The organism is Sulfobacillus thermosulfidooxidans (assembly GCF_001280565.1).
Classification (GTDB): Bacteria; Bacillota; Sulfobacillia; order Sulfobacillales; family Sulfobacillaceae; genus Sulfobacillus; species Sulfobacillus thermosulfidooxidans_A.
The window spans coordinates 550,854-575,012 of sequence record NZ_LGRO01000002.1 but is presented as its reverse complement, the minus strand read 5'-3'; the positions used below and the strand labels follow the sequence as shown (position 1 = coordinate 575,012).

Sequence of the window (24,159 nt, the reverse complement as noted above, 5' to 3'; positions counted from 1 at the left end):
TGCTCACGTAGCTCAGTAGGTAGAGCACGTCCTTGGTAAGGACGAGGTCACCGGTTCAATCCCGGTCGTGAGCTCCATTTTATGTCAACTTCCTGACGTGTTGGTTAAATAAATGAACACACCTACACCAATAAGAATCATTACAATCCCAGTAAGTAAAGAAAATCGTATATCGGTTAATGGACTGCCTTGGTGCAATCGCAAAAAGTTCTTTCGAAATTGCCATGTTGCAAAAATCATAATGATCACACCACCGGCCACAAGAACAAGTCCTAAAATACCATGTTCGGCTGGACGGTGAACACGAATTTGCAAAAACAGATTAAATTTCGACACAACAAATCCAAAAGCCATCAACGATATACCTGTGCGAAGCCAGGACAAAAATGTGCGCTCGTTCGCCAATATTTCACGCGGGTCCGGGTGCTTAGCGATCAGATTACCTCCTCTCATCCTTCTTATCATCAAACTCCCTATGTGATTATGCACGGTTCTGCAAAAGAACAATTAAATTGGCTTGCGCGTCATGGATTTGCTGACCGGTTTCAACTAATTTATTGGGATCCTCCATTTTTTTCGGGCAGGCAACAAACGGCTAGTCATGGATCATTTGAGGACAGCTGGCCCTCATTGCCCGTGTATTTAGATTTCATCCGGCAGCATTTTGCTCTTATTATGCCCTTTTTAGCGCCAACCGGTTTTTTTGTGCTGCACTGCGACTATCATGCCAGTCATTATCTGAAAGTATTGGGTGATGAGTTCATGGGTTATGACAATTTTCGCAATGAAGTGATTTGGCATTATACCGGACGCCGTACAAAAGCCTCGAACCGTGTCAATAGCAAACATGACGTCCTCTTAATTTGGGCCAAATCGGAGAAATCCCGGATGATGCCTGTTTATGATGCATGGGACCGCGACTATTATGTGCGGATGAAAAAACAAAAGATCCATAGGGATTCCGATGGCCGGGAATGGATTTGGGGACACAAGGGGAAGGGACAGTCCCATGCTTACCGCATTTATCTGGATGATGTGGTCGAAAAAGGGCGTGCGATAGACAGTGTTTGGGACATTCCAATTATTAATACCTCGGCGAAAGAACGTACAGGCTATCCCACGCAAAAGCCGCTTCAATTATTGGAGAGACTGGTGTTGCTCTTAACCCGCCCAGGGGATTGGGTGGGCGATCTGATGGCGGGATCGGGAACCACCGGGGTTGCGGCATGGACCCTCAAGCGTCCGGTTTGGCTCGGGGACAATAATCCTGACGCGGTAACCATTATGCGTCAGCGTATGAAAGCTCTCACCGCCTTTTCATAATCCTTTTCATAATAACATCACGCATTAAGCCGCTCGAGCGGCTTTTTTTTATTGCCAAAAAAGTATAGAAGTCATCAATTCCACACATACCACCTCATGGGAAAGATACTAACGCTTTCAAACAACGCATCTGGGAAAGAACGAGAGGCGGGAGAAAAATGAAGGGAAAAATTGGATCAATAACTTGGCAAAAGGGAGGAGATGTTATGAAAGGAAAATTGCGAAGGGTCATCGGCGTTATAGCGACGTTGGTGGCGATGGGAATGTCCGGCCAAGTTATGGCGGCCAATAGTCCGACGACGGTTCGAGCCTCGGAGTCTAAGATCATCATCCGAGCCGATAGTGCCGCCACTTATGCAGTCCAAGGAGGACACGTTGTGAGTCTTGTCCCATCAACGAACCGCCACGGGCGAACCTTTTTTACCATTGGAGTCCAAAAAGGGTCGCATCTTTATCAAGTTGTCGTTGACCCGGTGACAGATCAGGTTCTAGCGGTAACCCAAATGCATTAACCGAAGACTTTCAAGACACCGTACTTTACGTGTGTCTGATTGACTCGTATGGCACGAAGGAAAGGTGATGGATGTGGAAAATCACGAACCCACTGGCATTTTGCAGCAACAGTGGAATCGACGACAAGTGATTTGGGGCGGAGTTGGAGTTACGGCAGCCGCATTAATTTCACTCTTTGCCAAACCGGACATTGTCAGTTTGGCGCGAAATCTTGTGGGATCTCCGGTCAGTTCAGGAAAAATCAACCTCTATCAATTCGATTACTACTACATTCCCAACTATATGACATGGCGAGTGGGGGACAAGCTAGAAGTCACGTTGCAAAACCAAAGTCACACCCATTGGCATGAATGGACCATCGGGCGAAAGCTGAATATGGATTATTTTCAAGGATTTGGGTATATGGATGCGGATGCCTGGGCGATTGATTTTTGGGATGGTGTCGATGTGACCTTGAGTGACCCCTATAAAATCGACAACTTTGTTCCAAATAAGGCGCATGTGACCTATGTGGGGCCGAAGGGTCCTTACCAAATTACCACCGGTGGCGATTTTAGTCCCACCTTACAACCCGGGGGGAGTTTGAAATTAACCTTTACGGTGCCAAACAAACCCGGCCTTTGGCACTTCGGTTGTTTCGTCCAGGAGTTTATCCATTACCGCGATGGCATGCAGGGGTTAATCAATATTCTACCGGCATGAGATTGTGTTAGCGCGCATGTGCGGCGTTGAAAGGAGGCAGTACGATGGGGGATGCAATTGTCTTCGTCGTGATTTGGGGGATTCTCACGACACTGGGAGAAATCTGGTTTCGATCTATTCGTGCCCATTCCATGTATTACACCATATCCAATCAGGGCAGTATCGCCTTAAGCGCTTTTAACTTTTTGTCCTCTTGGCTCATGCCCATATTCATATTTGTGGCGTTGATGGTCATTTACACGTTAATTCGTTTTCGCGCTCCCAATAATGAACCGAAACCCAGTTTGGTGCAAGCCATGCGGAACAAATGGTACATCTTTTTCTGGGTGGCGGCGAGTTTTCTGTTAAATATTATGTTCTGGCTACATCCAACCTCTGTAGACCTTGAAGCCATGTTTACTAACTGGCGGCAAGAAAAAAAGCAGAATCCGTTAATTGTCAATGTGACAGCAAGACAATGGGAATGGATTTTTAGCTATCCCCAATATGGGATTAAACAGGCGGTTAATGCCCAGGGACTGGACGAGATGGAATTGCCGGTGAACCGGCCAGTTGAGTTCTTCCTACGAAGTTATGACCCTTTCCACACCTATGATGTCTACGCTGGGGTGATCCATAGTTTCTGGATTCCCGCGTTTGGGATTAAAGAAGATGTGATTCCTGGAGAAACCCGCACCGAATTTTTAGTCCCCAATCACGTGGCCAATTTCAAGACTAGTCCTCTGGTCCGAGTGCAATGTGCTGAAGTCTGCGGTCCCGGACATCCCTATATGGAAGCGCCGGTCTCTGTGGTGACAGCTAAGCAGTTTGCCCAGTGGATTGCGTATCAAAAGAAACTACAGGCGAGCGGCGTTTAAACGCCGACATAATTGATTAGGTCTTGTTTACGGGAGGAAGAAGAATGGAACAACGTATTGCACAAGCGGAGCCTCGCAACCATCCGCAACCAAAAGTCCTACGGATGGCACCTGTGTTGCGAGGGCTTATCTGGGCTACGATAGGGTTTGTGGTATTTGATCTTTTTACGGTGGCGGTGGATCCCTACCGTGGAAATCCCTTAGTGACAGAACCGTCTGCAGTTATTGGTTGGGTTGGGGGATTATTAGGCTGGCTCCTTGGTGTGGGCGGTTACGAAGAAATGATTTTACCGCTATTTGGCTCTCCGAGCACGTGGGTTGAGCCTAAAGATTGGCGCCGCTATTTTGGGCTCAGCACCAATCACAAAGTCATTGGCATTCAATACCTCTTTTCGTCCAGTTCAATCTTTCTGATTGCGGGACTTGATGCCATGGCCATGCGATATGAGCTGATGCAACCCTCCATGCATTTCTTTACTTACACAGGCCAATATTTGACGGCGGTTGGCATTCATGGATCGCTCATGATGTTTGGGGTAGGCACCGTGGCAATGATTTCGGGACTAGGCAATTACTTTGTGCCCCTCATGATCGGCGCAAAACGGACAGTCTTTTCCCGCTTATCGGGTATTGGTCATTGGCTGTTACCGGCGGGAGCTCTAACCTTGATTGCCAGTCCCTTATTAGGATATTGGGATACGGGGTGGCGAGGATATGAGCCCCTAGCTAGTCAAGACCCAGGAGGCATGGTGTATTACTATCTCGGGATCTTTGCGATGACCTTTTCGACGATTTTATCGGCTGTCAATTTGTCCGCCACGATTATCTTTCACCGGGCTAAAGGAATGACATGGGCCCGATTGCCCTTGTTTGTATGGGGTATTTTAACTGTGTCTCTTCTTAATCTAATTTGGCAACCGGAAATTGAAATGACATTTGTCATGGCGTTGCTGGATAAGCTGATTCCTTTCCACTTTTGGGATGCTTTAGGCAGCCCGGAAACCTATTTGAGCATGTTCTGGTTGTTTGGGCATCCTGAAGTCTACATTATCGTGCTCCCGGCTTTTGCCATGTGGAACGAAATCATTCCGGTTATGGCACAGAAAAACTTATTTGCGCGGGATTGGGCCATTATCGGGTTGATCTTCGTGATGATGTTAAGTGGGCTGGTTTGGGCGCACCATATGTTTACCAATATGCGCAACAGTGAAATGTTTCCCTTTGCGTTCTTCACCGAGATGATTTCTATTCCCACCGGATTTTCGTTCATGGCTGCCATTGGAACGCTGTGGAAAGCGAGACTGCGTTTAACGACCCCTTCGCTATTGGTGTTGATGAGTTTGTTCAACTTCGTGGTTGGGGGATTGACGGGAGTTTATTTGGCGGACCCGCCGGTGAATTTGCAGGTCCATGATACGTTTTTTGTTATCGCGCATTTCCATTACACCATTATTGGCGGCATGATTTTCACATGGATTGCGTCAATGTATTACTGGCTGCCGAAGTTTTCTGGACGCATGTATAACGAAACCTGGGGCAAGCTGTTAGCGATTTGGATTTTCATCGGGTTCAATGGGACGTTCGGTCAAATGTTTCTCTTGGGATTGGACGGAATGAACCGCTGGGTACCGGCTTATCCACCGTATTTAAAACCCATGAACTACGAAGTGTCTCTCTTTGCTTTCTTCCTCGGGGCAGGCTTTATTGCCCACGCCATTCACATTATCTGGGCTTGGCGTAATGGTCCTAAAGCTCCGGAAAATCCTTGGCATTCACGCACGCTGGAATGGTTGACGACCTCTCCGCCTCCGGAAAATAACTTTGACGGAGAAGTTGAGGTGGTACGGGGATTCTATCGCTATGACCATGACGAACCCTCGGCATATTTGGTGAAGGACGCATCCGAATCACAATAAGGAGGAGGACCCTGTATGGCAGCAACGTATGTGAAAGACCGGGAATTAGCGGCGTACCGTTGGGGATTGCGAATATTTTTGGTTAGTCAATCAGTGCCGTTCATCTTAATCTTTGCGGACTGGTACATGTTTGATGGGTATTATGTCAGTCCCAAAGTCAACGGCTGGTTAGGAGCTGTTGAAATCCTGCTGGATTTGTTATCTGGGCTTATTGCCTGGCAGGCTGTCGTGGCTATTCGTCACAATCGGCTCATGGAAATGGTTCAGGGATTCCGCCGTGCGGCCGTATTAGGTAGCTTGCAACTGTTTATTTTGGCTTATCAATGGGGGACACGGTTTATTCCCCCGGGCACGCGTTATGGAGAAGTGTATTTTACCTTAACGGGTGTCTCCGGTTTTTATGAACTGGTTGGAATTTTTGTTCTGATTGCCATCAGTTTTCGGGCGGCACGAGTTCAGTTTACCGATGAATATCACTGGGATGCTGATGCGGCGCTATATTTTTGGATCTTTCAAATGGTTGGCAGCCTGTTGTCCTATTTGTTTCTGTATTGGATTTAAGATGCTATTCCAATTGATGAGGAGGTTGTACTATGGGATTTTTTCCTTACCTACCTATTCGAATACCGTATAGTCCTGGTATTGCACACTGGTGGGATCCATTTTGGTGGCTCTTCCAGATTATCGTGATGACTGTCCTGCTTATTTCTTTTCGAAAAGTGGCCTTGCGGATCGATGATCAATTCGATGATCCGAAACCCAAGCCTCCAGGACATCAGCATAAACCGGGATCGAAGTCGTGAACATTTCGCAAAATCGTCAGATAATCTCGCCAATGATTTGGTCGCAAGGACCCGACAAGACCCCACTCACACGATTTTCGTGGGGATTTGTCGCCGTCCTTTGGTCTATCAGCGTATTAATCGCTGTAAGACATTACCCGTTGTCCCTGTGGCCTACCCTGGCAACCATGGTGTGGGCTTGGTCAGAATCTCTGGCCAGCATGATATTAGTGTTGCAAGGGGCGTATACGCACTTGTCACGAAAACTCTGGACGATTGCCATCGGAGGACAAGCTGTGGCCATGCTGTCTTTGTGGTCCTCGAGTCCTTTGATGGCCCAGCTGAGTTTAGGGATGTTCAATATGACGGCCATTCTCACCCTGCCTCATTGGGGACGGCGGCGCGGAGGTGCGATTGCCGCGAGCCTTCTTGGGGCTCTCAGTCCCTATGCAGGACTGGTGATAGGACATCATCATATAGACTTCGCAGAAATGCTGCTTCTATTGGCGATTCCGGGGCTTTGGGCACAATCCTATATCCACGAAATGTATTTTCTATGGCACAGCCAGTACTGCCAAAAAATCCAAACAACTTTTCCGCGTGAAGAAGAGCGGCTGAAAACCCGGATGTTAATATGGTCGGTCCTTACTGCACTCGGTGGTTTATTTCCTTATTATGTCGATCCTTTAAAACCTGACTATTTGTTGGAAAGTTTACTCCTCGGCATCGTCTTTCTCACAAGTAACGGTTTAAGTCTCATCACTCCACTTCCTCGCCGCATGATGCGTCTCAAATGGTTAGAATATATTAATCAGGCGTATTTGCTCGGCATTGTGGCATTGTTTATCAATCAAATAGGATAAAGAAAAAGGCCAGTACCCGGCTTAGCGTACTGGTCCTTTCGGCAACGTAAAATATTTTATTTGCCTTCGGCAATATGCCAAACGTATTGTGATACCGTAGTGGCGTCTTTCGCATCCAGACTTCCCGGATGATTAGCCGGCATATGTGTGGCAATAAAGGTCTTGAGTTTGGCGACATCCCCGAAGGTGGACACCACACCACTCGGGGCGGCTAGTCTTGGAGCCCCGGTCGTTCCAATACCCTGGGGTCCATGACAAGACGCGCAATCTCTTTGAAAGACAATAGCGCCCGCTTTCACGGCTTGAGGATTCTGCGGTGTTTTCGTGGCCGCCGACACTTTCTTAGCACGTGACCGGTTGGTTTTGTGATCCAACAAGGGATTGCGGGTATTATTCACGTCGGTAACGCCTTGAGGTTGTTGACCTTCTTTTCCCCGGGGAACATTGTTGTTGGGTCCGCCAGCTCCATAAAGTCCACACCCCGCAGTGAACGTTACGACTGCCATCAAAGCAATCCATATCTTGGGCCTTTTTTGCATGATCGGTTTTTACCTCCTCTCTTGATTGAATTGGACGGTGAATAGTGGCTGCGGTTTAGGCAATGCCTGCTTTCTGTGGTGTAGGAATAGCGTGCCGCAAAATTTTTTGCCTATACCTCATGGAACCGGATAAAGAAAGAATGAGCGAGTCACACTACTTGCAAGAAGATAAGGAGGGACCGTTTATGAATTGGAAGGGAGCTATAGCCCGTTTCATTATGACCTTAATGTTATTAGAGATTTTTCGCTATACCTTAAGTTTGTTTCCCGGCATCTCTTTAACCGAGGCCGTAATCATTGCGCTGTTTGTCGCCGGTATTGGCTATTTGGTTGATGAAATGTTTGGGGGATACATTTCTCCGCCAGGTCGTGGTTTTATCGGTTTTATTGTGACAACGACCGTGGTGAGCATTTATTTTACTCACTATGTCTACCCTATTGTCCATACCTTTGCCTATGTCTTTGATTCAATTGCCATTGGTGTTTTAGTGGGTTTAGCTGACGCATTATTTGGCCGTGCCTATCAAAAAAGTCAGCGGACAAAAGCATAGACCATTAAGCCGCCTAAAGTGCCAATAGCGACAATTAAAAGGCTGGCGGCAATCCATATCAAAGTTGTGATTAAACGCTCTGGCTCATGATCGTGCGTGAGGTAAAGATACAGCACAGAGCCCATCCAAAGACTGGCTAAACGCATATGCCAAGTTAAGAGACGATCGGGAGGTGTCAATTGTGGTTGAGCCGCTACAAGACCCGAAACGATGGCCAGTAATCCAAAGAAGATACTAAGTAATAAGCCGAGGCGAATGAAGCTCGACGGAACTTGGTTGCTAAAGGTTCGGGCGGCCGCGGTCAATAAAAACAAAACAATGGGGAAATGGATTATCGCTGGGTGAAAATGTTGCACTAGCCAGGCCATAAACAGTTGCCCTCCTATTACAGGGATTTGATTTGTGGGCACGTCACCGGCTCCCCAGTACAGAAGACGCTGTTGGACCGCAACATGAACATGCCAGGTCTTTGGGTCATATATACTTGTCTCAGGGAATGAATAGACGTCATCGTCATTGAGGGGAAATGGTAGGGCATTGGCCAGGACGATATGACATTTGACCGCTAGAACTCTTGACACCAGATCTAATTTACTCGATAATTAGTGAGAAAATTCACAAGGTTACATCGCTGATAGGGTGGCTTTGTTATGTGAGAAGGGGGATATGATGAGGAATTCGCTAATTGCTCCATCTATTTTGTCCGCGAATTTTGCTCATTTGGGCCGAGAAGTACAAGATGTCCTAACGGGCGGCGCGGACTGGATTCATATCGATGTGATGGACGGCCAATTTGTTCCCAACATCACCATGGGTCCTGTGGTTGTGGAGTCTTTACGTAAGGATACGACGGCACATCTTGATGTCCATCTCATGATTGTGAAACCCGAGCAATATATCCCCGATTTTTTAAAGGCAGGAGCCGACAGCATATCGATTCATTATGAGGCCACGCCCCATGTGCAACGAGCCTTAGACATGATCCGCAGTGCTGGCAAAAAAGCGGGTTTGGCACTGACGCCATCGACGCCGATCCAGGTCGTCGAAAATGTCTTACCGGATTTAGACTATGTTCTTGTGATGACCGTAAATCCGGGTTTTGGTGGCCAAAAATATATTCCTCTTATGACAGAAAAAGTTCGAAATCTTCGCCATTTGTTGGACACTTCCGGATATTCACAGATTCTCATTGAGGTCGATGGTGGCATCAATCAGAACACGGCCGAGGCAGTAAGCCAAGCAGGCGCGGAAATCCTTGTCGTCGGCAGTGCGATTTTCGGGCAGCCTGACCGTAAACATGTGATTGAACAAATTCGTGAACAAGCCGAGCACGGGATGCGGCAATTGCAAACCCATTAGTCGCAATCCGCGTGACTTATGTATGTCCTGTAATCAGTCAGTCCACGGAAACTTTACTATCAGCAAGGGAGGGAAGCGCGTCCGTGCCTTAATGGGCGGGCGGCACAAAATCATGACACAAGACGCCGCAAATATTCAACAAGAACCGTTTTTGGATTTCGATACGGTCCTCGGGGAATCCAAAGTAATGGACATTTTGGCTCAATTAGACCGTGAATTAATAGGATTAAAGCCTGTTAAGACCCGCATTCGCGAAATTGCGGCTCTGCTGCTGGTCGATAAAATGAGAAAACAACTTGAATTATCCTCGCAAACTCCTTCTCTGCACATGTCATTTACAGGTAATCCGGGAACCGGGAAAACGACGGTGGCTATGCGCATGGCAGAGATTTTGCACCGGCTCGGATATGTTCGCAAAGGCCATATGGTGGCTGTTACACGCGATGACTTGGTGGGGCAATATATTGGTCACACGGCCCCTAAGACCAAAGAAGTCTTGAAACGTGCCATGGGTGGGGTGCTGTTTATAGATGAAGCATACTACCTATATCGTGAGGAAAACGAACGCGACTACGGTCAAGAAACGATCGAAATTTTGTTGCAGGTGATGGAAAATCAGCGGGATGATTTGGTTGTGATTCTTGCCGGATATAAAGATCGGATGGATCGCTTCTTCAAATCCAATCCGGGAATGCGTTCTCGTATTGCCCATCATATTGATTTTCCAGATTATACAGCAGATGAATTGTTGCTCATTGCTGAACTCATGTTAGCGGAACAGCATTATCGGTTAAGTCAAGAAGCCCGGGAAGCGTTCCGGTCTTATCTGGATCGCCGAATGGCGATGCCCAATTTCGCCAATGCGCGCAGTGTGCGTAATGCCCTAGACCGTGCACGATTGAGACAAGCCAATCGTTTATTTGCCAAGGGTGGTCGCTTGACGAAAGACGATTTGATGACGATTGAGGCCGAAGATATTTTGGCAAGCCGTGTCTTTACTGGATTACCCGATCAAGATCACGTTTCCGCTTAAATATTATGAAAGAGAGTCCTTCTTTCCCGTATTGGAAAGGAGGACTCTCTTTTTAAAGATTTTTAGTGTGTCCATGGTAGTGTCCAACAGAATGGAGCAGAGAGACCGTGAATTTTGTAACGTTTATTGGGAGCGAGTTTATCTCATCTATCGGCAACGGAGCCTACCGGGTAGCCTTGAACTGGACACTTGTCACGCGTTATGGAACAGTACGAGCCCTAGCTATTGTTCAGTTTTTGAGTCTGTTGTTTGGTGCCATTGTGCAGATGCGATCAGGTGCGCTCATTGATCGGTATGACGGAAGGCGTGTCCTTGTGGTCACCAATTTGGTCTTAGCTGGGATAGCGGGGCTCCTTGCATTTGATGTAATGATGCGTCCAAGTGCATTCTCGACGGGTTTTGCATTGGTTTTTGTAGTACTCATTGGGGCCGTGATTGCTACGGTGGAACCCGCATTTTTCTCAGTAGTCATGCGAGTGCGGGGAAAACCGGATATCGATACGGCAAATTCGTGGATATTGGGAAGCTATGCGCTCAGTGGCATAATAGGACCGGTAATTGGTGGGGTTTTAATCGCCAGGCATGGCTTTTGGTTGGGATTTGCTGCGGACGCCGTCAGTTTTTTAGGGGCTGCGGGTCTAATGGCGCTCGTGGGCTTGAATCCACCGGTTTTTGATGATAATGCTGTCAAAACTGACGAACACGCTCCGTGGCGTTGGACATGGCGAACGGCGACAGTACGACGAATCTTCACGGTTGAGGCATTTGGCAATCTGGTGGTGACAACATTCCTAATCGGGATTCCATTTATAGCGAAGGACACCGACCGAGCCGGAGGAGCGATAGGCCTAGGGATTTTCTATGCGGCTTTCTATGGAGGTGTTTTTGTGTCTTCGGCACTGATACCTCGCGTGGCACAAAAGCTCCCTCGCGGTGTGGTGGCTTATGTAATCCCTTACGCCGTGGTCTTAGGGATGCTGGTCACTTTCTATGGCCATACCTGGATATTCTTGTTGGGTGGTATATTTTTGGCTGGATTCGGGTTACCCGGAATTGACATCTTGACGCGTGCAGCGATTCTTGAAACCGTTCCTGAGGGTCTGTTGGGTCGAATCACGGCGGTGGGCAGTGTCGTCACAACGGTGTCTCAACTCCTTGCCATGGTAGTTGTCATGATGGTAAACGCTTTCCATTCGGTATGGGTAATATTTGCTGTGGCCTGGCTCACTGTTTCTACGTCGTTATTATTCACACGCAAGACTTTACCAAGCGGATCGGCGGCATTTTAGATGGATTGACGAGAATTTCTTAGCCTTTGACAAAAGAGGCAACCAGATGTTTTGCCAATTTGACCTATCATGAAAGCAAGCGGCGACACATCTCATTGACAGGATCAGGGTGATATGATAAAATCCTTGCGCATGAGTGGGAGGTAAGCAACATGCGAACAATTATTACTTTGGCGTGTTCAGATTGCAAACGACGCAATTACACGACCACAAAGAACAAGAAAAATGATCCCAACCGGCTTGAGCGTCGTAAATATTGCCGGTGGTGTCGCACCCATACCATTCACCGTGAGACTCGGTAGGTTTTGGTTTCACAGAAATGGGGAAAATGATGGAAGCTAAGGGCAAAGCCACAGTATCCAATCGTGACCGTTCCCGAAAATATTTGCGGGAAGTGCGATCTGAATTAAAGAAAGTGGTATGGCCAACACCGCGACAAACCTTATCCTATACAGGATTCGTGGTGTCGTTTTCAATAGTGGTGGCGCTTATTATCTCAGGGCTAGACGCGCTATTCAATCTTGGGCTCAATTTCATTCGCTAGTACAAGCGCCTTGGAGGCCTTACCCTGACGCCGGCTTGGCGCATTTTTTTGTGTGGGAAGGCGGCTGGTACAGTGGAGAAGAACTGGTATGTGATTCACACGTATTCGGGATATGAAAATAAAGTCAAAGCTAATCTCGAGAAACGCGTGGAATCCATGAATATGGAAGACAAGATCTTTCGAGTCATTGTGCCCATGGAAGAAGAACTCGAAGTTAAAGATGGCAAGAAGAAGCTTGTCAAAAAGAAGGTTTTTCCGGGTTATGTGATGGTCGAAATGATTATGACCGATGACTCCTGGTATGTGGTGCGCAACACCCCGGGTGTGACGGGTTTTGTCGGCTCAGGTGCAAGACCGATACCTCTTTTGGAGCATGAGGTCCATATGATCTTGGGTAGCGACCTATCTGGAGTTCCGGAATTACCTAAGATTAATTTGTCGGTTGGACAAGAAGTGACCGTAAGAGAAGGGCCCTTTGAAGGTTTTTCAGGGCGCATCGAAGAAATTTTCCAGGATCGCGGTAAGGTGCGCTTGACCGTGTCGATGTTTGGACGCGAAACACCTCTTGAGGTGGATTTTGGTCAAGTCGCCGAAATGGAGTAAGAAATGAGGGAAAACAGTGCCAAAGAAAGTTAGTGCCGTGATAAAACTTCAGATTCCTGCGGGGAAAGCGACGCCTGCACCGCCTGTTGGTCCTGCATTGGGGCAACACGGTGTCAACATTATGGCCTTTGTTAAAGACTATAATGAGCGAACGCAAGGACAAGTGGGGATGATCATCCCTGTAGAAATTACTGTCTATGAAGATCGGTCATTTACATTTGTCACCAAAACACCCCCAGCTTCTGTGTTAATTAAAAAAGCCTTGGGTTTGGAAACGGCATCTTCGAATCCCAATACGAAAAAGGTTGGGACGTTAACACGTGACAAAGTGCGAGAAATCGCAGAAACCAAAATGCCAGACTTGAACGCCACGACGATCGAAGCGGCCATGCGTATGATTGAAGGAACTGCCCGGAGCATGGGTGTCGATATTGTTGACTAATTGAGTGGATGAAAAGCTTGGTGGGAGGTCATCGGACCGTTTAACCACAAGGAGGTTTTAGAATGAAGCCAGGAAAACGTTATTCCGAGTTAGCAGCGAAAGTCGAAAAAGGACGTCTCTACGATGCTCGGGATGCTGTGCAATTGGCCAAAGAGACAGCCAAGGCCAAGTTTGATGAAACGGTTGAAGTCGCTATTCGTTTGGGCGTTGACCCAAGGCATTCGGATCAGGTCGTGCGAGGAGCAGTCGTGTTGCCGCATGGTATTGGGAAAACGCAAAAAGTTGTTGTTTTTGCCAAGGGAGAAAAGGCTCGGAAAGCCGAAGAGGCGGGAGCCGATGTGGTCGGAGCTGAAGAGCTGGCAGAACGCATTCAGTCCGGTTGGACAGACTTCGATGTCGCTGTAGCCACGCCAGATATGATGGCATTGGTTGGACGACTGGGAAAGATTCTCGGACCCAAAGGACTTATGCCGAATCCTAAAACCGGTACCGTGACCTTTGATGTGGCCAATGCCGTCAAAGAAATCAAGGCCGGTAAGATCGAATTCCGTACGGAAAAGGCGGGGATTGTTCACGCTCCCATTGGCAAGGCCAGCTTTTCCGTGGAAGCCCTTGAAGAAAATCTTGCCGCTTTGGTGGATGCGCTCAACAAGGCGCGTCCGGCTGCTGCCAAAGGAGTCTATTTGCGCTCTATTACCATTTCGACGACCATGGGTCCAGGAATCCATGTGAATCCGCAGTCAGCTCAACGAACGGTTCAAGCAGTTTAATTGGCATGACATAGGCTGTAGCGTTTTGCTACAGCCTTTTTTGCATTGCATCCCCAGGTCTGATAAAATATCAAGTACAATATCTAAAGTCGGAATCTTCATCATAACTTCGCAATGTTGTTTATGGTAGTTATACTGTGACTTTTCTTAACGCAGAGGGATCTGGTTTGGGCAATTGAAGCGGTGCTTCAAGGAGGCGGTCCAAGTGCGTAACCTCATTAAACTCTGTATTGCGTTAGCTTCCATTCTGGTGATTGTTGCCGGAGGCAAAATGGAACACTTTCATTACTTGGCCAAAGGCATGTTGCTTGTATCGACGGGTATTATCACATTAAGCGTCGTGACAGGCGCTAATACGATGGTGGACCGCCGCGAAATATAGCCTGATAGGGAAGAAGAGACTGTGGACCATTGAGCCACAGTCTCTTGCCAATCTCAGATGATTGACGATTATAGTTACAGGACGCGAGTCATGTGGATAGGCCTTTGGATGCTAGTGCCCCTTTGACATTGTCAACCACCCCGCCCTGAAGGGCGGAGCTTGTCCAAGCTCCATGGGTTGACCAGTCTCAGCCAGGAGGTCTGAGACCTCATCGGGCTTCGTTCGTTGCGTCATGACACCCTGGGGTGCTTCTCCAGCTCCAGGCTCTGTCGCCCGCGATTAAAAGCGAGCTTAGGGTAGTGCAAGCGGTGTGGCGGGCTGAACAAGCGGAATGAACATTGGCGAGGAGAGACTTTTTTAAGCGTTACGAGTCCCGTAAGGGAGGATATTATATGGTTTTTGTGTTAGACAAACATCAAAAACCGCTGATGCCGTGTTCGGAAAAACGGGCGAGGTTGTTATTGGAACGTGGTAGAGCGCGTATTCACAAGATGTATCTCGCGTGTCATGCGTGCAACCAAGAAAAGGGTCCGCGAACGGCTGAGGAATTCGGGTATCCCGATATCCCAATCCAAGCCCGACACCCCCTCAAGGATGCGGCGATGATGAACGCGACTCGCTGGCGGTTGTACGACCAGCTCAAGGCTACAGAACTTTCTGTTGAGGGGAGATCGGGGGCACGCACGAAAATGCAACGGATTCAGCACAACCTCCCGAAAGAACACTATTATGATGCCTGATGTGTCGGCGCAAGTACGCCAGATCACTTCACGACGATGCCCACTTACGTGCAGATTGGGACGGCTAAGGGTCGTGGTACTCGGCAGATGTGTCGCACGAACCCATACGGGTTTCCTATAGCTCATCGCCAAGCGAAAAAGCAGTATTGCGGATTTCAAACGGGCGATTTAGTGATCGCTCATGTCTCCAAAGGCAGGTATGCGGGTGTGTGGAAAGGACGCATTGCCGTTAGAGCCAGCGGCTCATTTGTCCTCAGTTCCAGTCGTCAGAAATTTGATGTTCGTTACACGTATTGTCGTCTGGTTCAACGAGATAATGGCTGGTACTATACGCAAAAAACGCGTGGGATAAAAGGGATGGATTAGCGACGCTCCTCTCCGCCGTGAAGGACGGAGTCCCCGCGCCGTCGAGGAATGATGGAGAAATATCAGATGTATCACGACTTTTTCAGAGGTTGCTTTATGGCCTTGATTTCCTAACCTATTCATGATACATTCAAACGCGAGCCCAAGACAGTGGGTGCCTTTACGGCTTAATATTCCCACTTAGGTAGAAGTTTGGAGATGTTTGTTTAATTAACAGATCCTCTCACCGTTCTTGGGTGGAGGTATTTTTTTTGTAGTTTTTGCTAGGAGGTGATGGAATGCCAACACCGCAAAAAGCTCAAATCATCGAAGAAACTCGTGAGGAACTCGAAGGCTCGTCCTCGGCGGTTTTAGCCAATTACCGCGGATTAACCGTGCAACAGCTGAATCAGTTACGTGAAAATTTACGTAAAGGTGGCGTAACCCTCCGGGTTATTAAAAATACGCTCATTAAGCGTGCGGCAGATGAAGTGGGAATCGAAGGATTAGAACCGTATCTTGAGGGACCAACAGCCGTGGCTTTCTCTCATGATGACCCTGTAGCTGCGGCAAAATTGATGACACAAGCAGCGCGCGAATTTCGCAAAATCGAGATTAAGGCCGGGATTTTGGGGAAACGTGCCATCGCTGCTCAAGAAGTGCGGAATTTGGCTGAACTGCCTTCCCGCGAAGTGTTGTTAGGCAAGTTGGTTGGCACGTTAAATGCGCCTATTCAACAATTGGTTTGGGTGTTAAATGCGCCGTTGACCAATTTGGCACGGGCTTTGGATCAGATTCGGCAACAAAAAGAACAGGCTTAAGCCTTACTGAAACAAGGAGGATGAAATCATGGCGAAGGTTGAAGAAATTATTGCGAGCGTAAAAGAGATGAATGTGTTAGAATTATCTCAGTTAGTGAAGGCCTTGGAAGAAGAATTCGGTGTAACTGCAGCAGCTCCGGTTGCTGTTGCCGCAGCTCCGGCAGCGGGTGGAGCAGCAGCTCCAGCTCAGGAAGAAGCTGAGCAAACCGAATTTGATGTCATTCTAACCTCGGCTGGTGACAAAAAAGTCCAGGTTATTAAGGCAGTCCGCGAATTAACAGGATTGTCGCTGACGGAAGCTAAAGCCCTTGTGGATGGAGCACCCAAGCCAGTTAAGGAGAAGATTTCGAAAGCGGATGCCGAAGCAGCCAAAGCGAAATTGGAAGAAGCAGGAGCGACTGCTCAGATCAAATAAGGTTCCGACGAGTCGGCTGTAAAATAGCCCTCCCTAAGGTTAATGATTATATTGACCTTTGGGTGGGCTTGTGATATTATTTTTAATTGCCATATTTTATAAGCCAATTCATACCAACGATGATGACGCATAACACGACTCGCGCCACCTATTGGGACTTAAATCAGGAACAAGGAGCTGACTGTGAATGGCTTATCCTCTCCAAACCGAGCACCCGCAGCGGGTGTCCTTTGCACGTATTAATGAAGTGCTTGACATGCCCAACCTGATTGAGATACAGCAAAACTCGTATCAATGGTTTTTGCGGGAAGGTTTGCGCGAAATGTTTCGGGATATCTCCCCTATCCAAGATTTTACCGGTAACCTCATTTTAGAGTTTGTCGATTACAATTTGAAGACCCCAAAATATTCGGTCGAGGAGTGTAAAGCTCGAGACGTAACTTATGCAGCCCCCCTGCATGTGCGGGTGCGGCTGATCAATAAAGAGACCGGTGAAGTCAAAGAACAAGATGTTTTTATGGGCGATTTTCCCCTGATGACGGACAAGGGCACCTTTATTATTAATGGTGCTGAACGAGTCATAGTCAGTCAGCTTGTCCGTTCGCCAGGAGTCTATTTTGGCGAACAAATCGATCCCTCTGGGAAAAAACTGTACTTTGCAACGATGATTCCTAATCGGGGCGCGTGGTTAGAGTTCGAATCCGACGCTAATGATGTGTTATCGGTCCGCATTGACCGGACACGCAAACTTCCCGCGACGATCTTGCTGCGAGCTTTGGGCTTTGGCACCGATGCTCAAATTCTTGAAGCCGTCGGGGATGATGAGCGAATTCGGACGACGCTATCGAAAGATGCTGCTAAGACGCAAGAAGAAGCGCTCATTGAAATCTACAAACGGCTCCGTCCCGGTGAGCCGCCCACCGTGGAAAGTGCTCAAAGTTTGCTACAATCGCTGTTTTTTGATGCTAAACGTTATGATTTAGCGAGTGTAGGGCGTTACAAATTTAATAAGAAGCTTTCATTACGGCGCCGCATTGTGGGGACGACCGCACTTGAGACTGTTGTTCACCCCGAAACCGGCGAAATTTTGGTTCGCGAAGGAGATCATATCGACCGAGACCAAGCGTCAGCCTTAGATCAGGCGCAAATTAAGACGATTCGGGTCGCATTGCCCAACGGAGAAGAGGTCATGGTGGTCTCAAATGGCCAACCAGACATGAACTTAAAAACAATAACCCGGGAAGATATTATTGCCTGTTTCAATTACCTGACCAACCTTTTTGAAGGCATTGGTAGTACCGATGACATCGACCATTTAGGAAATCGCCGTCTAAGGTCGGTTGGGGAATTGTTGCAGAATCAATTCCGGGTCGGATTAAGCCGTATGGAGCGCGTGGTTCGGGAACGGATGACGATTCAAGATATCGAATCCATTACGCCACAAGCTCTAATCAATATTCGTCCGGTAGTGGCGGCGGTTAAGGAATTCTTTGGCTCATCACAACTTTCACAGTTTATGGACCAGACCAATCCTTTAGCCGAATTGACTCATAAACGGCGCTTATCCGCTTTGGGGCCGGGAGGGTTGTCTCGGGAGCGTGCGGGTTTCGAGGTGCGTGATGTGCACCATTCTCACTATGGACGGATGTGTCCCATTGAAACACCGGAAGGTCCCAACATTGGACTGATTGGATCGTTGTCCACCTTTGCCCGGATTAACGAATACGGTTTTATTGAGACGCCTTACCGGAAAGTGGATAAGGAACGGGGAGTCGTCACCAATGAAATTGTATATCTGACCGCGGACGAAGAAGACGACATGGTTATTGCCCAGGCTAATGAACCTTTGACGGAGGATGGCCATTTTGTGGCGCCTCGGGTTACGGTTCGTTCTCGCCATGAGATTTTAGAGGAAACCCCTGACCGGGTCGACTATATGGATGTGTCGCCGAAACAAGTGGTCTCGATTGCGACCGCTTTGATCCCCTTCTTAGAGCATGACGATGCCAACCGTGCATTGATGGGGGCGAACATGCAACGTCAAGCGGTGCCTTTGCTTGTGACAGATTCTCCAGTCGTGGGCACAGGAATGGAAGCGAAAGCGGCGCGCGATTCCGGTGTTGTCAGTATTAGTGAAAAAGACGGTGTGGTAGACCGTGTACAAGCGGATAAAATTGTCGTACGCAATGACGATCACACCGTGTCCACCTATAAATTATTGAAATTTACCCGGTCCAACCAGGGCACTTGTATCAATCAAAAGCCCATTGTCCGTAAAGGAGAACGCGTTCACGCTGGCCAAATTATCGCGGATGGACCGTCGACTGATCACGGAGAGTTGGCATTAGGTCGCAACGTCTTGGTGGCGTTCATGCCGTGGGAAGGGTATAACTACGAAGACGCTATTTTGCTGAGTGAGAAGCTCGTCAAGGAAGATGTATTTACGTCAATCCACATTGAGGAATACGAATGTGACGCGAGAGATACCAAATTGGGGCCTGAAGAAATTACCCGGGATATTCCCAATGTGGGTGAAGAAGTCCTGAAGGACCTAGATGATCGCGGAATTATTCGTATCGGGGCGGAAGTGCGACCAGGAGATGTGCTGGTTGGAAAAGTGACTCCCAAAGGGGAAACGGAACTGACCGCAGAAGAGCGGCTGCTACGCGCCATTTTTGGTGAAAAGGCTCGCGAAGTGCGTGACACCTCGCTGCGAGTGCCTCACGGGGAATCCGGAATTGTTGTGGATGTGAAGGTCTTCACACGGGAACAAGGTGACGAATTGTCTCCTGGGGTTAATCAATTGGTGCAAGTCTACATTGCACAAAAGAGAAAGATATCCGAGGGAGACAAAATGGCCGGCCGTCACGGGAACAAAGGAGTAATCTCTCGCATTTTGCCCGAAGAGGATATGCCATTCTTGCCCGATGGGACCCCGGTGGAAATTGTTCTTAATCCTTTGGGGGTTCCGAGTCGGATGAACATTGGACAGGTTCTAGAAACCCATTTGGGTTGGGCTGCTAAGGCTCTAGGCATAAAAGTCGCGACGCCTGTATTTGATGGAGCTCGGGAAGAGGACTTGACCCGGATGTTCGAAGAAGCTCATCTTCCTCCTTCAGGGAAAACGGTTCTTTATGATGGTCGAACGGGAGAACCTTTTGATAATGAAGTGACAGTCGGGATTGTATACATGCTGAAACTGGCTCACTTAGTGGATGACAAAATCCATGCACGCTCTACCGGTCCTTACTCGCTGGTCACGCAACAACCTCTGGGAGGAAAAGCGCAGTTTGGCGGTCAGCGGTTCGGTGAGATGGAGGTTTGGGCGTTAGAAGCATATGGGGCGGCCTATACCTTGCAAGAACTGCTTACGGTTAAGTCTGACGATGTAGTCGGCCGTGTCAAAACGTACGAAGCGATTGTGAAAGGGGAAAATGTCCCTGAGCCGGGAGTGCCTGAGTCGTTCAAGGTGTTGATTAAAGAACTGCAGTCTTTGGGACTGGATGTCAAGATTCTGAATGAGCATGAAGAAGAAATTGAGATTCGGGAACTTGACGATGAGCCAGCCAACGAGGCGCGGACCTTTGATCTGCTACCTGAGGGCATTGACGAGACCGAAGGTCAAGAACTTCATCGCTTGATGGAAGACACCCAAGGCGGCTCACCGGAAGAATTTGAGCCGGGCAGGGGGATGAATTTCGATCAGGAAGCGGAAAATGCCTATGCCATTTTACGCCGGGGATCGGAAGACACCTCTTTTGATGAGCCCATTGATGACGATAGCGAGGATACCGATGACCTTGATGGCGAAGACGACGGCGAGGACTACTAATCCGGGAGGGATTCAATTCGATGTTAGACGTTAACCATTTTGACTCCATGCGGATTGCTTTAGCCTCTCCGGAACAAATCCGGGAATGGTCTAAAGGCGAAGTAAAGAAACCGGAGACAATCAACTATCGCACCTTAAAACCCGAACGCGAAGGGTTGTTCTGTGAAAAAATATTTGGACCGACAAAAGATTGGGAATGTCACTGTGGTAAATACAAGCGCGTCCGTTATAAAGGCGTTGTCTGTGATCGCTGCGGTGTCGAAGTAACGCGGTCCAAGGTGCGCCGAGAACGCATGGGTCACATTGAATTAGCGGCTCCGGTTTCGCATATTTGGTATTTCAAAGGAATTCCTTCCCGGATGGGATTAATTCTCGATATGTCTCCCCGGGCCTTGGAAAAAGTCCTATATTTTGCTGCGTATGTGGTGATTGAACCCGGAACCACTCCCTTGATGAAAAAACAGTTGTTAGTGGAATCCGAGTACCGCGAATACCGGGAAAAATATGGTGGGCATTTCCGCGCTGGCATGGGCGCCGAGGCTATCAAAGAGTTATTGATGGAACTGGATTTGGAAGAACTGGCTCAGGAGCTCCGGGGTGAGTTAAATAGCTCGTCGGGACAACGCCGAGTGCGGGCTATTAGACGTTTGGAAGTGGTCGAAGCATTTCGGCAATCGGGAAACCGCCCAGAATGGATGATCTTGGACGTTATTCCAGTGATTCCGCCCGACCTGCGCCCGATGGTTCAACTCGATGGTGGACGATTTGCAACGTCTGACCTCAATGATTTGTACCGGCGGGTGATTAACCGCAATAACCGGCTGAAACGGTTATTAGATTTAGGGGCTCCGGATATCATCGTCCGTAACGAGAAACGCATGCTACAAGAAGCGGTCGACGCGCTTATTGATAACGGCCGTCGTGGACGGCCCGTGACGGGGCCTGGTAATCGTCCCTTGAAATCACTGTCGGATATGTTGAAAGGGAAACAAGGGCGATTTCGCCAGAACTTGTTGGGTAAACGTGTTGACTACTCGGGTCGTTCGGTGATCGTGGTCGGCCCGAAATTGAAAATGCATCAGTGCGGCTTACCCAAAGAAATGGCCCTAGAACTATTCAAACCCTTTGTCATGAAGAAACTTGTGAATGAAGGGTATGCTCACAACATTAAATCGGCAAAACGGATGGTTGAACGCGTGCGTCCGGAAGTGTGGGATGTTTTGGAAGATGTGATCAAAGAACATCCCGTATTGCTAAACCGCGCACCTACCTTACACCGTTTAGGCATTCAAGCGTTCGAACCCGTACTGGTCGAAGGTCGTGCCATTCAGATTCATCCGCTTGTCTGTACGGCCTATAACGCTGACTTTGATGGAGACCAGATGGCTGTGCACGTACCTCTGTCGGCGGAAGCCCAGTCTGAGGCCCGGGTGTTAATGCTATCGACGCAAAACATTTTGAATCCCAAAGACGGGCAGCCAGTTGTTACCCCAACCCAAGACATGGTACTGGGATCGTATTACTTAACGATGGACAAAGAGAATGCCAAAGGCGAAGGCATGGTATTAGCGGATCTGCAAGAAGGTGAAATGGCCTATGCGGAAGGTGTCTTGGATCTCCATGCCCGGGTTACCATGCGTTATGATGGCGAGCGCCGCACGTCAACCTTAGGACGTTTTCTCTACAACGATGCCTTGCCGAAAGAGCTGCGTTTTATCGATCAGACCATTGGTCGAAAACAATTGGCAAAGATCGTGGCAGATATGTTCCGGATGTATGGTAATGATGTTACTGCCCAGACGCTTGACCGCATTAAGGCTTTGGGATTTCAATATGCGACCAAGGCTGGCGTGACGATCTCTGTATCTGACATTGTCATACCCGAGGCCAAGAAACAGATTTTGCAAGAAGCTGAACAAGAGGTTATGCAGGTTACCCGGCAATATCGGCGCGGTTTGATCACGGCTGACGAGCGCTATGAACGGGTCATCGGGATTTGGACCCGAGCAAAAGAACGGGTTACCCAAGCCTTAATGGATACGTTGGACCGCAATAACTCGGTCTATATGATGGCGACGTCTGGAGCTCGTGGTAATGTGCAGCAGATTTCGCAGTTGGCGGGCATGCGTGGATTAATGGCCGATCCATCAGGACGGATCATTGAGTTGCCCATCCGAGCCAATTTCCGCGAAGGATTGACCGTGTTGGAATATTTCACATCGACTCACGGGGCTAGAAAAGGACTTGCGGACACGGCCTTACGTACGGCGGACTCCGGATATCTGACCCGGCGGTTGGTTGACGTCGCTCAGGACGTGATTGTCCGTGAAGTCGATTGCGGAACGACGCAAGGAACCTTAGTCCGGGAAATTAGAGATGGTGGGCAGGTCATCGAAAGTCTGTATGACCGTTTAGTGGGTCGCGTGGTGCCCGAAGATGTGTATCATCCGCAAACTGGCGAGATTATTGCGCACGCGAACGAACTACTTGTTGAAGATACAGCCCGCGCGATTGTCGACGCTGGCATTACGGAATTGCGGGTCCGTTCAGTTCTCACGTGCCAGTCTCGGTTCGGAGTCTGTGTGGCTTGTTATGGCCGAAACTTGGCCAAGGGCGGTATCGTGGAAGTTGGAGAAGCGGTCGGAATTATCGCCGCGCAAAGCATTGGTGAACCGGGTACGCAGCTGACGATGCGGACTTTCCACATGGGCGGAGTGGCAGGAGACGACATCACTCAAGGTCTTCCCCGTGTCGAAGAGCTCTTTGAGGCCCGTAAACCTAAAGGTCAAGCTATTATTGCGGAGATATCGGGAACCGTCCACATGGGAGAGAACAAGGGACGCCGCGAAATCACGATTGTCAGCGACAAGGACAACGAAGCGCAATCCTATGTCGTGCCCTTTGGGTCGCGGATAAAAGTGCATGAAGGTGACCATATCGAAGCAGGTGAAGAACTCACCGAAGGATCTGTCAATCCTCATGACTTGCTGCGGGTATTGGGTCTGACCGGTGTCCAAAATTACCTACTGCAAGAAGTCCAGCGTGTTTACCGGGTACAGGGTGTTGATATTAACGACAAGCATATTGAAGTTATGGTGCGCCAGATGATGCGTAAGGTGAAGATTGAGGAAGCTGGAGATACGTCCTTACTACCCGGGGCATTGGTTGATCGATTTGAGTTTGAGGATCAAAATGCTGAGGTGTTGATGCGGGGAGGGACCCCTGCAGTGGCCAAACCCACGGTGTTGGGAATTACCAAGGCGTCACTGGCCACGGATTCCTTCTTATCTGCAGCTTCTTTCCAGGAAACGACCCGAGTCTTAACCGAAGCGTCGATTAAGGCGAAGCGGGATCCGCTCTTGGGTCTAAAGGAAAATGTGATCATCGGTAAGTTAGTTCCGGCGGGAACTGGAATGTCCCGATACCGCAATGTGATTATTCACGGGGCCGATGAAAATGCCGATAAGTCGGTGGAGAACGAGTTGATAAAATAAGATTCATAACGGGCGTGTCAATTGACACGCCCGTTTTCCGGTGA

Annotated in this window: 27 protein-coding genes, 1 tRNA gene and 1 other annotated feature; of the genes, 25 read left to right on the top strand and 3 right to left on the bottom strand. The window is 48.6% G+C overall.

The features are described 5' to 3' along the window. The first annotated feature begins 1 nt into the window (after position 1). Positions 2–77, top strand: a tRNA-Thr gene (locus AOA63_RS18435). Positions 78–84: 7 nt separating this feature from the next. Here AOA63_RS18435 and AOA63_RS18430 read toward each other — a convergent pair. Next, positions 85–453 (bottom strand): YidH family protein, encoded by a 369-nt coding sequence (locus tag AOA63_RS18430; protein WP_278277086.1) that lies wholly within the window; start codon positions 451–453, stop codon positions 85–87. Between AOA63_RS18430 and AOA63_RS18425 the strand changes: the two genes are divergently transcribed. The 8 genes from AOA63_RS18425 (at position 424) to AOA63_RS18390 (ending at position 6,956) form a co-directional block, all read left to right on the top strand. Then, on the top strand, positions 424–1,323 hold the full coding sequence (locus AOA63_RS18425; protein WP_139061704.1) for a DNA-methyltransferase: 900 nt from the start codon (positions 424–426) through the stop codon (positions 1,321–1,323). The genes AOA63_RS18430 and AOA63_RS18425 overlap by 30 nt on opposite strands. 206 nt (positions 1,324–1,529) lie before the next feature. After that, on the top strand, positions 1,530–1,835 hold the full coding sequence (locus AOA63_RS18420; protein ID WP_139061703.1) for a hypothetical protein: 306 nt from the start codon (positions 1,530–1,532) through the stop codon (positions 1,833–1,835). 67 nt (positions 1,836–1,902) lie between these two features. Next, the gene (locus tag AOA63_RS18415; RefSeq protein ID WP_053961168.1) at positions 1,903–2,538 is read left to right on the top strand and encodes a hypothetical protein; all 636 of its coding nucleotides are present in this window, start codon (positions 1,903–1,905) and stop codon (positions 2,536–2,538) included. A 44-nt stretch (positions 2,539–2,582) separates the two neighbouring features. Further along, positions 2,583–3,395: a cytochrome c oxidase subunit II gene (locus AOA63_RS18410; RefSeq protein WP_053961167.1), complete on the top strand. Its 813-nt coding sequence runs from the start codon at positions 2,583–2,585 to the stop codon at positions 3,393–3,395. Positions 3,396–3,439: 44 nt separating this feature from the next. Next, complete coding sequence (locus tag AOA63_RS18405; protein ID WP_053961166.1) at positions 3,440–5,311, top strand: cytochrome c oxidase subunit I; 1,872 nt, start codon at positions 3,440–3,442, stop codon at positions 5,309–5,311. 15 nt (positions 5,312–5,326) lie between these two features. Continuing rightward, a complete protein-coding gene (locus AOA63_RS18400; protein WP_053961165.1) occupies positions 5,327–5,872 on the top strand; it encodes a cytochrome c oxidase subunit III in 546 nt (181 codons plus the stop codon). A 32-nt stretch (positions 5,873–5,904) separates the two neighbouring features. Then, positions 5,905–6,114 (top strand): hypothetical protein, encoded by a 210-nt coding sequence (locus AOA63_RS18395; protein ID WP_053961164.1) that lies wholly within the window; start codon positions 5,905–5,907, stop codon positions 6,112–6,114. 32 nt (positions 6,115–6,146) lie between these two features. Beyond that, complete coding sequence (locus AOA63_RS18390) at positions 6,147–6,956, top strand: hypothetical protein (protein ID WP_139061702.1); 810 nt, start codon at positions 6,147–6,149, stop codon at positions 6,954–6,956. A gap of 56 nt (positions 6,957–7,012) precedes the next feature. Here the strand turns inward: AOA63_RS18390 and AOA63_RS18385 are convergent, their stop codons facing one another. Further along, on the bottom strand, positions 7,013–7,495 hold the full coding sequence (locus AOA63_RS18385) for a c-type cytochrome (RefSeq protein WP_053961162.1): 483 nt from the start codon (positions 7,493–7,495) through the stop codon (positions 7,013–7,015). A gap of 185 nt (positions 7,496–7,680) precedes the next feature. On the opposite strand from AOA63_RS18385, the gene AOA63_RS18380 reads away from it, so the two are divergent. Then, entirely contained in the window at positions 7,681–8,046 is a 366-nt protein-coding gene (locus tag AOA63_RS18380; RefSeq protein ID WP_053961161.1) for a hypothetical protein, read from the top strand. On the opposite strand, the gene AOA63_RS18375 is transcribed toward AOA63_RS18380, so the two are convergent. Next, positions 8,028–8,414 carry a hypothetical protein gene (locus tag AOA63_RS18375; protein WP_053961160.1) on the bottom strand — a complete coding sequence of 129 codons (387 nt, stop codon included), beginning with the start codon at positions 8,412–8,414 and terminating at the stop codon, positions 8,028–8,030. The genes AOA63_RS18380 and AOA63_RS18375 overlap by 19 nt on opposite strands. 301 nt (positions 8,415–8,715) lie before the next feature. Here AOA63_RS18375 and rpe point away from each other — a divergent pair, with 301 nt between their 5' ends. The 15 genes from rpe to rpoC all read left to right on the top strand — a co-directional run bounded on the left by rpe (position 8,716) and on the right by rpoC (position 24,115). Further along, entirely contained in the window at positions 8,716–9,405 is a 690-nt protein-coding gene (gene rpe / locus AOA63_RS18370; protein ID WP_139061709.1) for a ribulose-phosphate 3-epimerase, read from the top strand. A 112-nt stretch (positions 9,406–9,517) separates the two neighbouring features. Further along, on the top strand, positions 9,518–10,438 hold the full coding sequence (cbbX, locus tag AOA63_RS18365) for a CbbX protein (RefSeq protein WP_051005478.1): 921 nt from the start codon (positions 9,518–9,520) through the stop codon (positions 10,436–10,438). Between the two features lie 107 nt (positions 10,439–10,545). Then, positions 10,546–11,727: an MFS transporter gene (locus AOA63_RS18360; protein WP_053961158.1), complete on the top strand. Its 1,182-nt coding sequence runs from the start codon at positions 10,546–10,548 to the stop codon at positions 11,725–11,727. 152 nt (positions 11,728–11,879) lie between these two features. Next, positions 11,880–12,029 (top strand): 50S ribosomal protein L33, encoded by a 150-nt coding sequence (gene rpmG / locus AOA63_RS19150; RefSeq protein WP_076006950.1) that lies wholly within the window; start codon positions 11,880–11,882, stop codon positions 12,027–12,029. Between the two features lie 26 nt (positions 12,030–12,055). Beyond that, positions 12,056–12,271: a preprotein translocase subunit SecE gene (secE, locus tag AOA63_RS18355; RefSeq protein ID WP_037913087.1), complete on the top strand. Its 216-nt coding sequence runs from the start codon at positions 12,056–12,058 to the stop codon at positions 12,269–12,271. Between the two features lie 72 nt (positions 12,272–12,343). Continuing rightward, positions 12,344–12,874: a transcription termination/antitermination protein NusG gene (gene nusG, locus AOA63_RS18350; RefSeq protein WP_020376711.1), complete on the top strand. Its 531-nt coding sequence runs from the start codon at positions 12,344–12,346 to the stop codon at positions 12,872–12,874. Between the two features lie 16 nt (positions 12,875–12,890). Further along, the gene (gene rplK / locus AOA63_RS18345) at positions 12,891–13,316 is read left to right on the top strand and encodes a 50S ribosomal protein L11 (RefSeq protein ID WP_020376710.1); all 426 of its coding nucleotides are present in this window, start codon (positions 12,891–12,893) and stop codon (positions 13,314–13,316) included. A gap of 62 nt (positions 13,317–13,378) precedes the next feature. Beyond that, entirely contained in the window at positions 13,379–14,086 is a 708-nt protein-coding gene (gene rplA, locus AOA63_RS18340) for a 50S ribosomal protein L1 (RefSeq protein WP_053961157.1), read from the top strand. A gap of 205 nt (positions 14,087–14,291) precedes the next feature. Continuing rightward, complete coding sequence (locus tag AOA63_RS19925) at positions 14,292–14,468, top strand: hypothetical protein (RefSeq protein WP_158026894.1); 177 nt, start codon at positions 14,292–14,294, stop codon at positions 14,466–14,468. Positions 14,469–14,860: 392 nt separating this feature from the next. Continuing rightward, on the top strand, positions 14,861–15,208 hold the full coding sequence (locus AOA63_RS18335) for an RRXRR domain-containing protein (RefSeq protein WP_053961156.1): 348 nt from the start codon (positions 14,861–14,863) through the stop codon (positions 15,206–15,208). A gap of 87 nt (positions 15,209–15,295) precedes the next feature. Further along, positions 15,296–15,574 carry a hypothetical protein gene (locus AOA63_RS19920; RefSeq protein ID WP_171822794.1) on the top strand — a complete coding sequence of 93 codons (279 nt, stop codon included), beginning with the start codon at positions 15,296–15,298 and terminating at the stop codon, positions 15,572–15,574. A 123-nt stretch (positions 15,575–15,697) separates the two neighbouring features. Continuing rightward, positions 15,698–15,833: a sequence feature (ribosomal protein L10 leader region), on the top strand. Between the two features lie 19 nt (positions 15,834–15,852). After that, positions 15,853–16,374: a 50S ribosomal protein L10 gene (gene rplJ / locus AOA63_RS18330; protein WP_020376707.1), complete on the top strand. Its 522-nt coding sequence runs from the start codon at positions 15,853–15,855 to the stop codon at positions 16,372–16,374. Positions 16,375–16,402: 28 nt separating this feature from the next. After that, positions 16,403–16,789 carry a 50S ribosomal protein L7/L12 gene (gene rplL, locus AOA63_RS18325; RefSeq protein WP_020376706.1) on the top strand — a complete coding sequence of 129 codons (387 nt, stop codon included), beginning with the start codon at positions 16,403–16,405 and terminating at the stop codon, positions 16,787–16,789. Between the two features lie 187 nt (positions 16,790–16,976). Then, positions 16,977–20,621, top strand: a complete 3,645-nt coding sequence (gene rpoB, locus AOA63_RS18320) for a DNA-directed RNA polymerase subunit beta (RefSeq protein WP_053961155.1) — start codon at positions 16,977–16,979, stop codon at positions 20,619–20,621. A gap of 20 nt (positions 20,622–20,641) precedes the next feature. Continuing rightward, a complete protein-coding gene (rpoC, locus tag AOA63_RS18315; RefSeq protein ID WP_053961154.1) occupies positions 20,642–24,115 on the top strand; it encodes a DNA-directed RNA polymerase subunit beta' in 3,474 nt (1,157 codons plus the stop codon). The last annotated feature ends 44 nt before the right edge of the window (positions 24,116–24,159 follow it).

Bases quoted from the DNA above. Each gene is read 5' to 3' on its own strand.
- AOA63_RS18390 (WP_139061702.1), top strand. From the start codon at position 6,147: ATGATTTGGTCGCAAGGACCCGACAAGACCCCACTCACACGATTTTCG.
- AOA63_RS18395 (WP_053961164.1), top strand. From the start codon at position 5,905: ATGGGATTTTTTCCTTACCTACCTATTCGAATACCGTATAGTCCTGGT.
- AOA63_RS18385 (WP_053961162.1), bottom strand. From the start codon at position 7,495: ATGCAAAAAAGGCCCAAGATATGGATTGCTTTGATGGCAGTCGTAACG.
- rpoB (WP_053961155.1), top strand. From the start codon at position 16,977: ATGGCTTATCCTCTCCAAACCGAGCACCCGCAGCGGGTGTCCTTTGCA.
- secE (WP_037913087.1), top strand. From the start codon at position 12,056: ATGATGGAAGCTAAGGGCAAAGCCACAGTATCCAATCGTGACCGTTCC.
- AOA63_RS18400 (WP_053961165.1), top strand. From the start codon at position 5,327: ATGGCAGCAACGTATGTGAAAGACCGGGAATTAGCGGCGTACCGTTGG.
- rpmG (WP_076006950.1), top strand. From the start codon at position 11,880: ATGCGAACAATTATTACTTTGGCGTGTTCAGATTGCAAACGACGCAAT.
- AOA63_RS18415 (WP_053961168.1), top strand. From the start codon at position 1,903: ATGGATGTGGAAAATCACGAACCCACTGGCATTTTGCAGCAACAGTGG.
- rplJ (WP_020376707.1), top strand. From the start codon at position 15,853: ATGCCAACACCGCAAAAAGCTCAAATCATCGAAGAAACTCGTGAGGAA.
- rpoC (WP_053961154.1), top strand. From the start codon at position 20,642: ATGTTAGACGTTAACCATTTTGACTCCATGCGGATTGCTTTAGCCTCT.
- AOA63_RS18405 (WP_053961166.1), top strand. From the start codon at position 3,440: ATGGAACAACGTATTGCACAAGCGGAGCCTCGCAACCATCCGCAACCA.
- rplL (WP_020376706.1), top strand. From the start codon at position 16,403: ATGGCGAAGGTTGAAGAAATTATTGCGAGCGTAAAAGAGATGAATGTG.
- AOA63_RS18335 (WP_053961156.1), top strand. From the start codon at position 14,861: ATGGTTTTTGTGTTAGACAAACATCAAAAACCGCTGATGCCGTGTTCG.
- rplA (WP_053961157.1), top strand. From the start codon at position 13,379: ATGAAGCCAGGAAAACGTTATTCCGAGTTAGCAGCGAAAGTCGAAAAA.
- AOA63_RS19920 (WP_171822794.1), top strand. From the start codon at position 15,296: ATGTGTCGCACGAACCCATACGGGTTTCCTATAGCTCATCGCCAAGCG.
- cbbX (WP_051005478.1), top strand. From the start codon at position 9,518: ATGACACAAGACGCCGCAAATATTCAACAAGAACCGTTTTTGGATTTC.
- AOA63_RS18375 (WP_053961160.1), bottom strand. From the start codon at position 8,414: ATGGCCTGGCTAGTGCAACATTTTCACCCAGCGATAATCCATTTCCCC.
- rpe (WP_139061709.1), top strand. From the start codon at position 8,716: ATGAGGAATTCGCTAATTGCTCCATCTATTTTGTCCGCGAATTTTGCT.
- AOA63_RS18410 (WP_053961167.1), top strand. From the start codon at position 2,583: ATGGGGGATGCAATTGTCTTCGTCGTGATTTGGGGGATTCTCACGACA.
- AOA63_RS18420 (WP_139061703.1), top strand. From the start codon at position 1,530: ATGAAAGGAAAATTGCGAAGGGTCATCGGCGTTATAGCGACGTTGGTG.
- AOA63_RS18430 (WP_278277086.1), bottom strand. From the start codon at position 453: ATGAGAGGAGGTAATCTGATCGCTAAGCACCCGGACCCGCGTGAAATA.
- AOA63_RS18380 (WP_053961161.1), top strand. From the start codon at position 7,681: ATGAATTGGAAGGGAGCTATAGCCCGTTTCATTATGACCTTAATGTTA.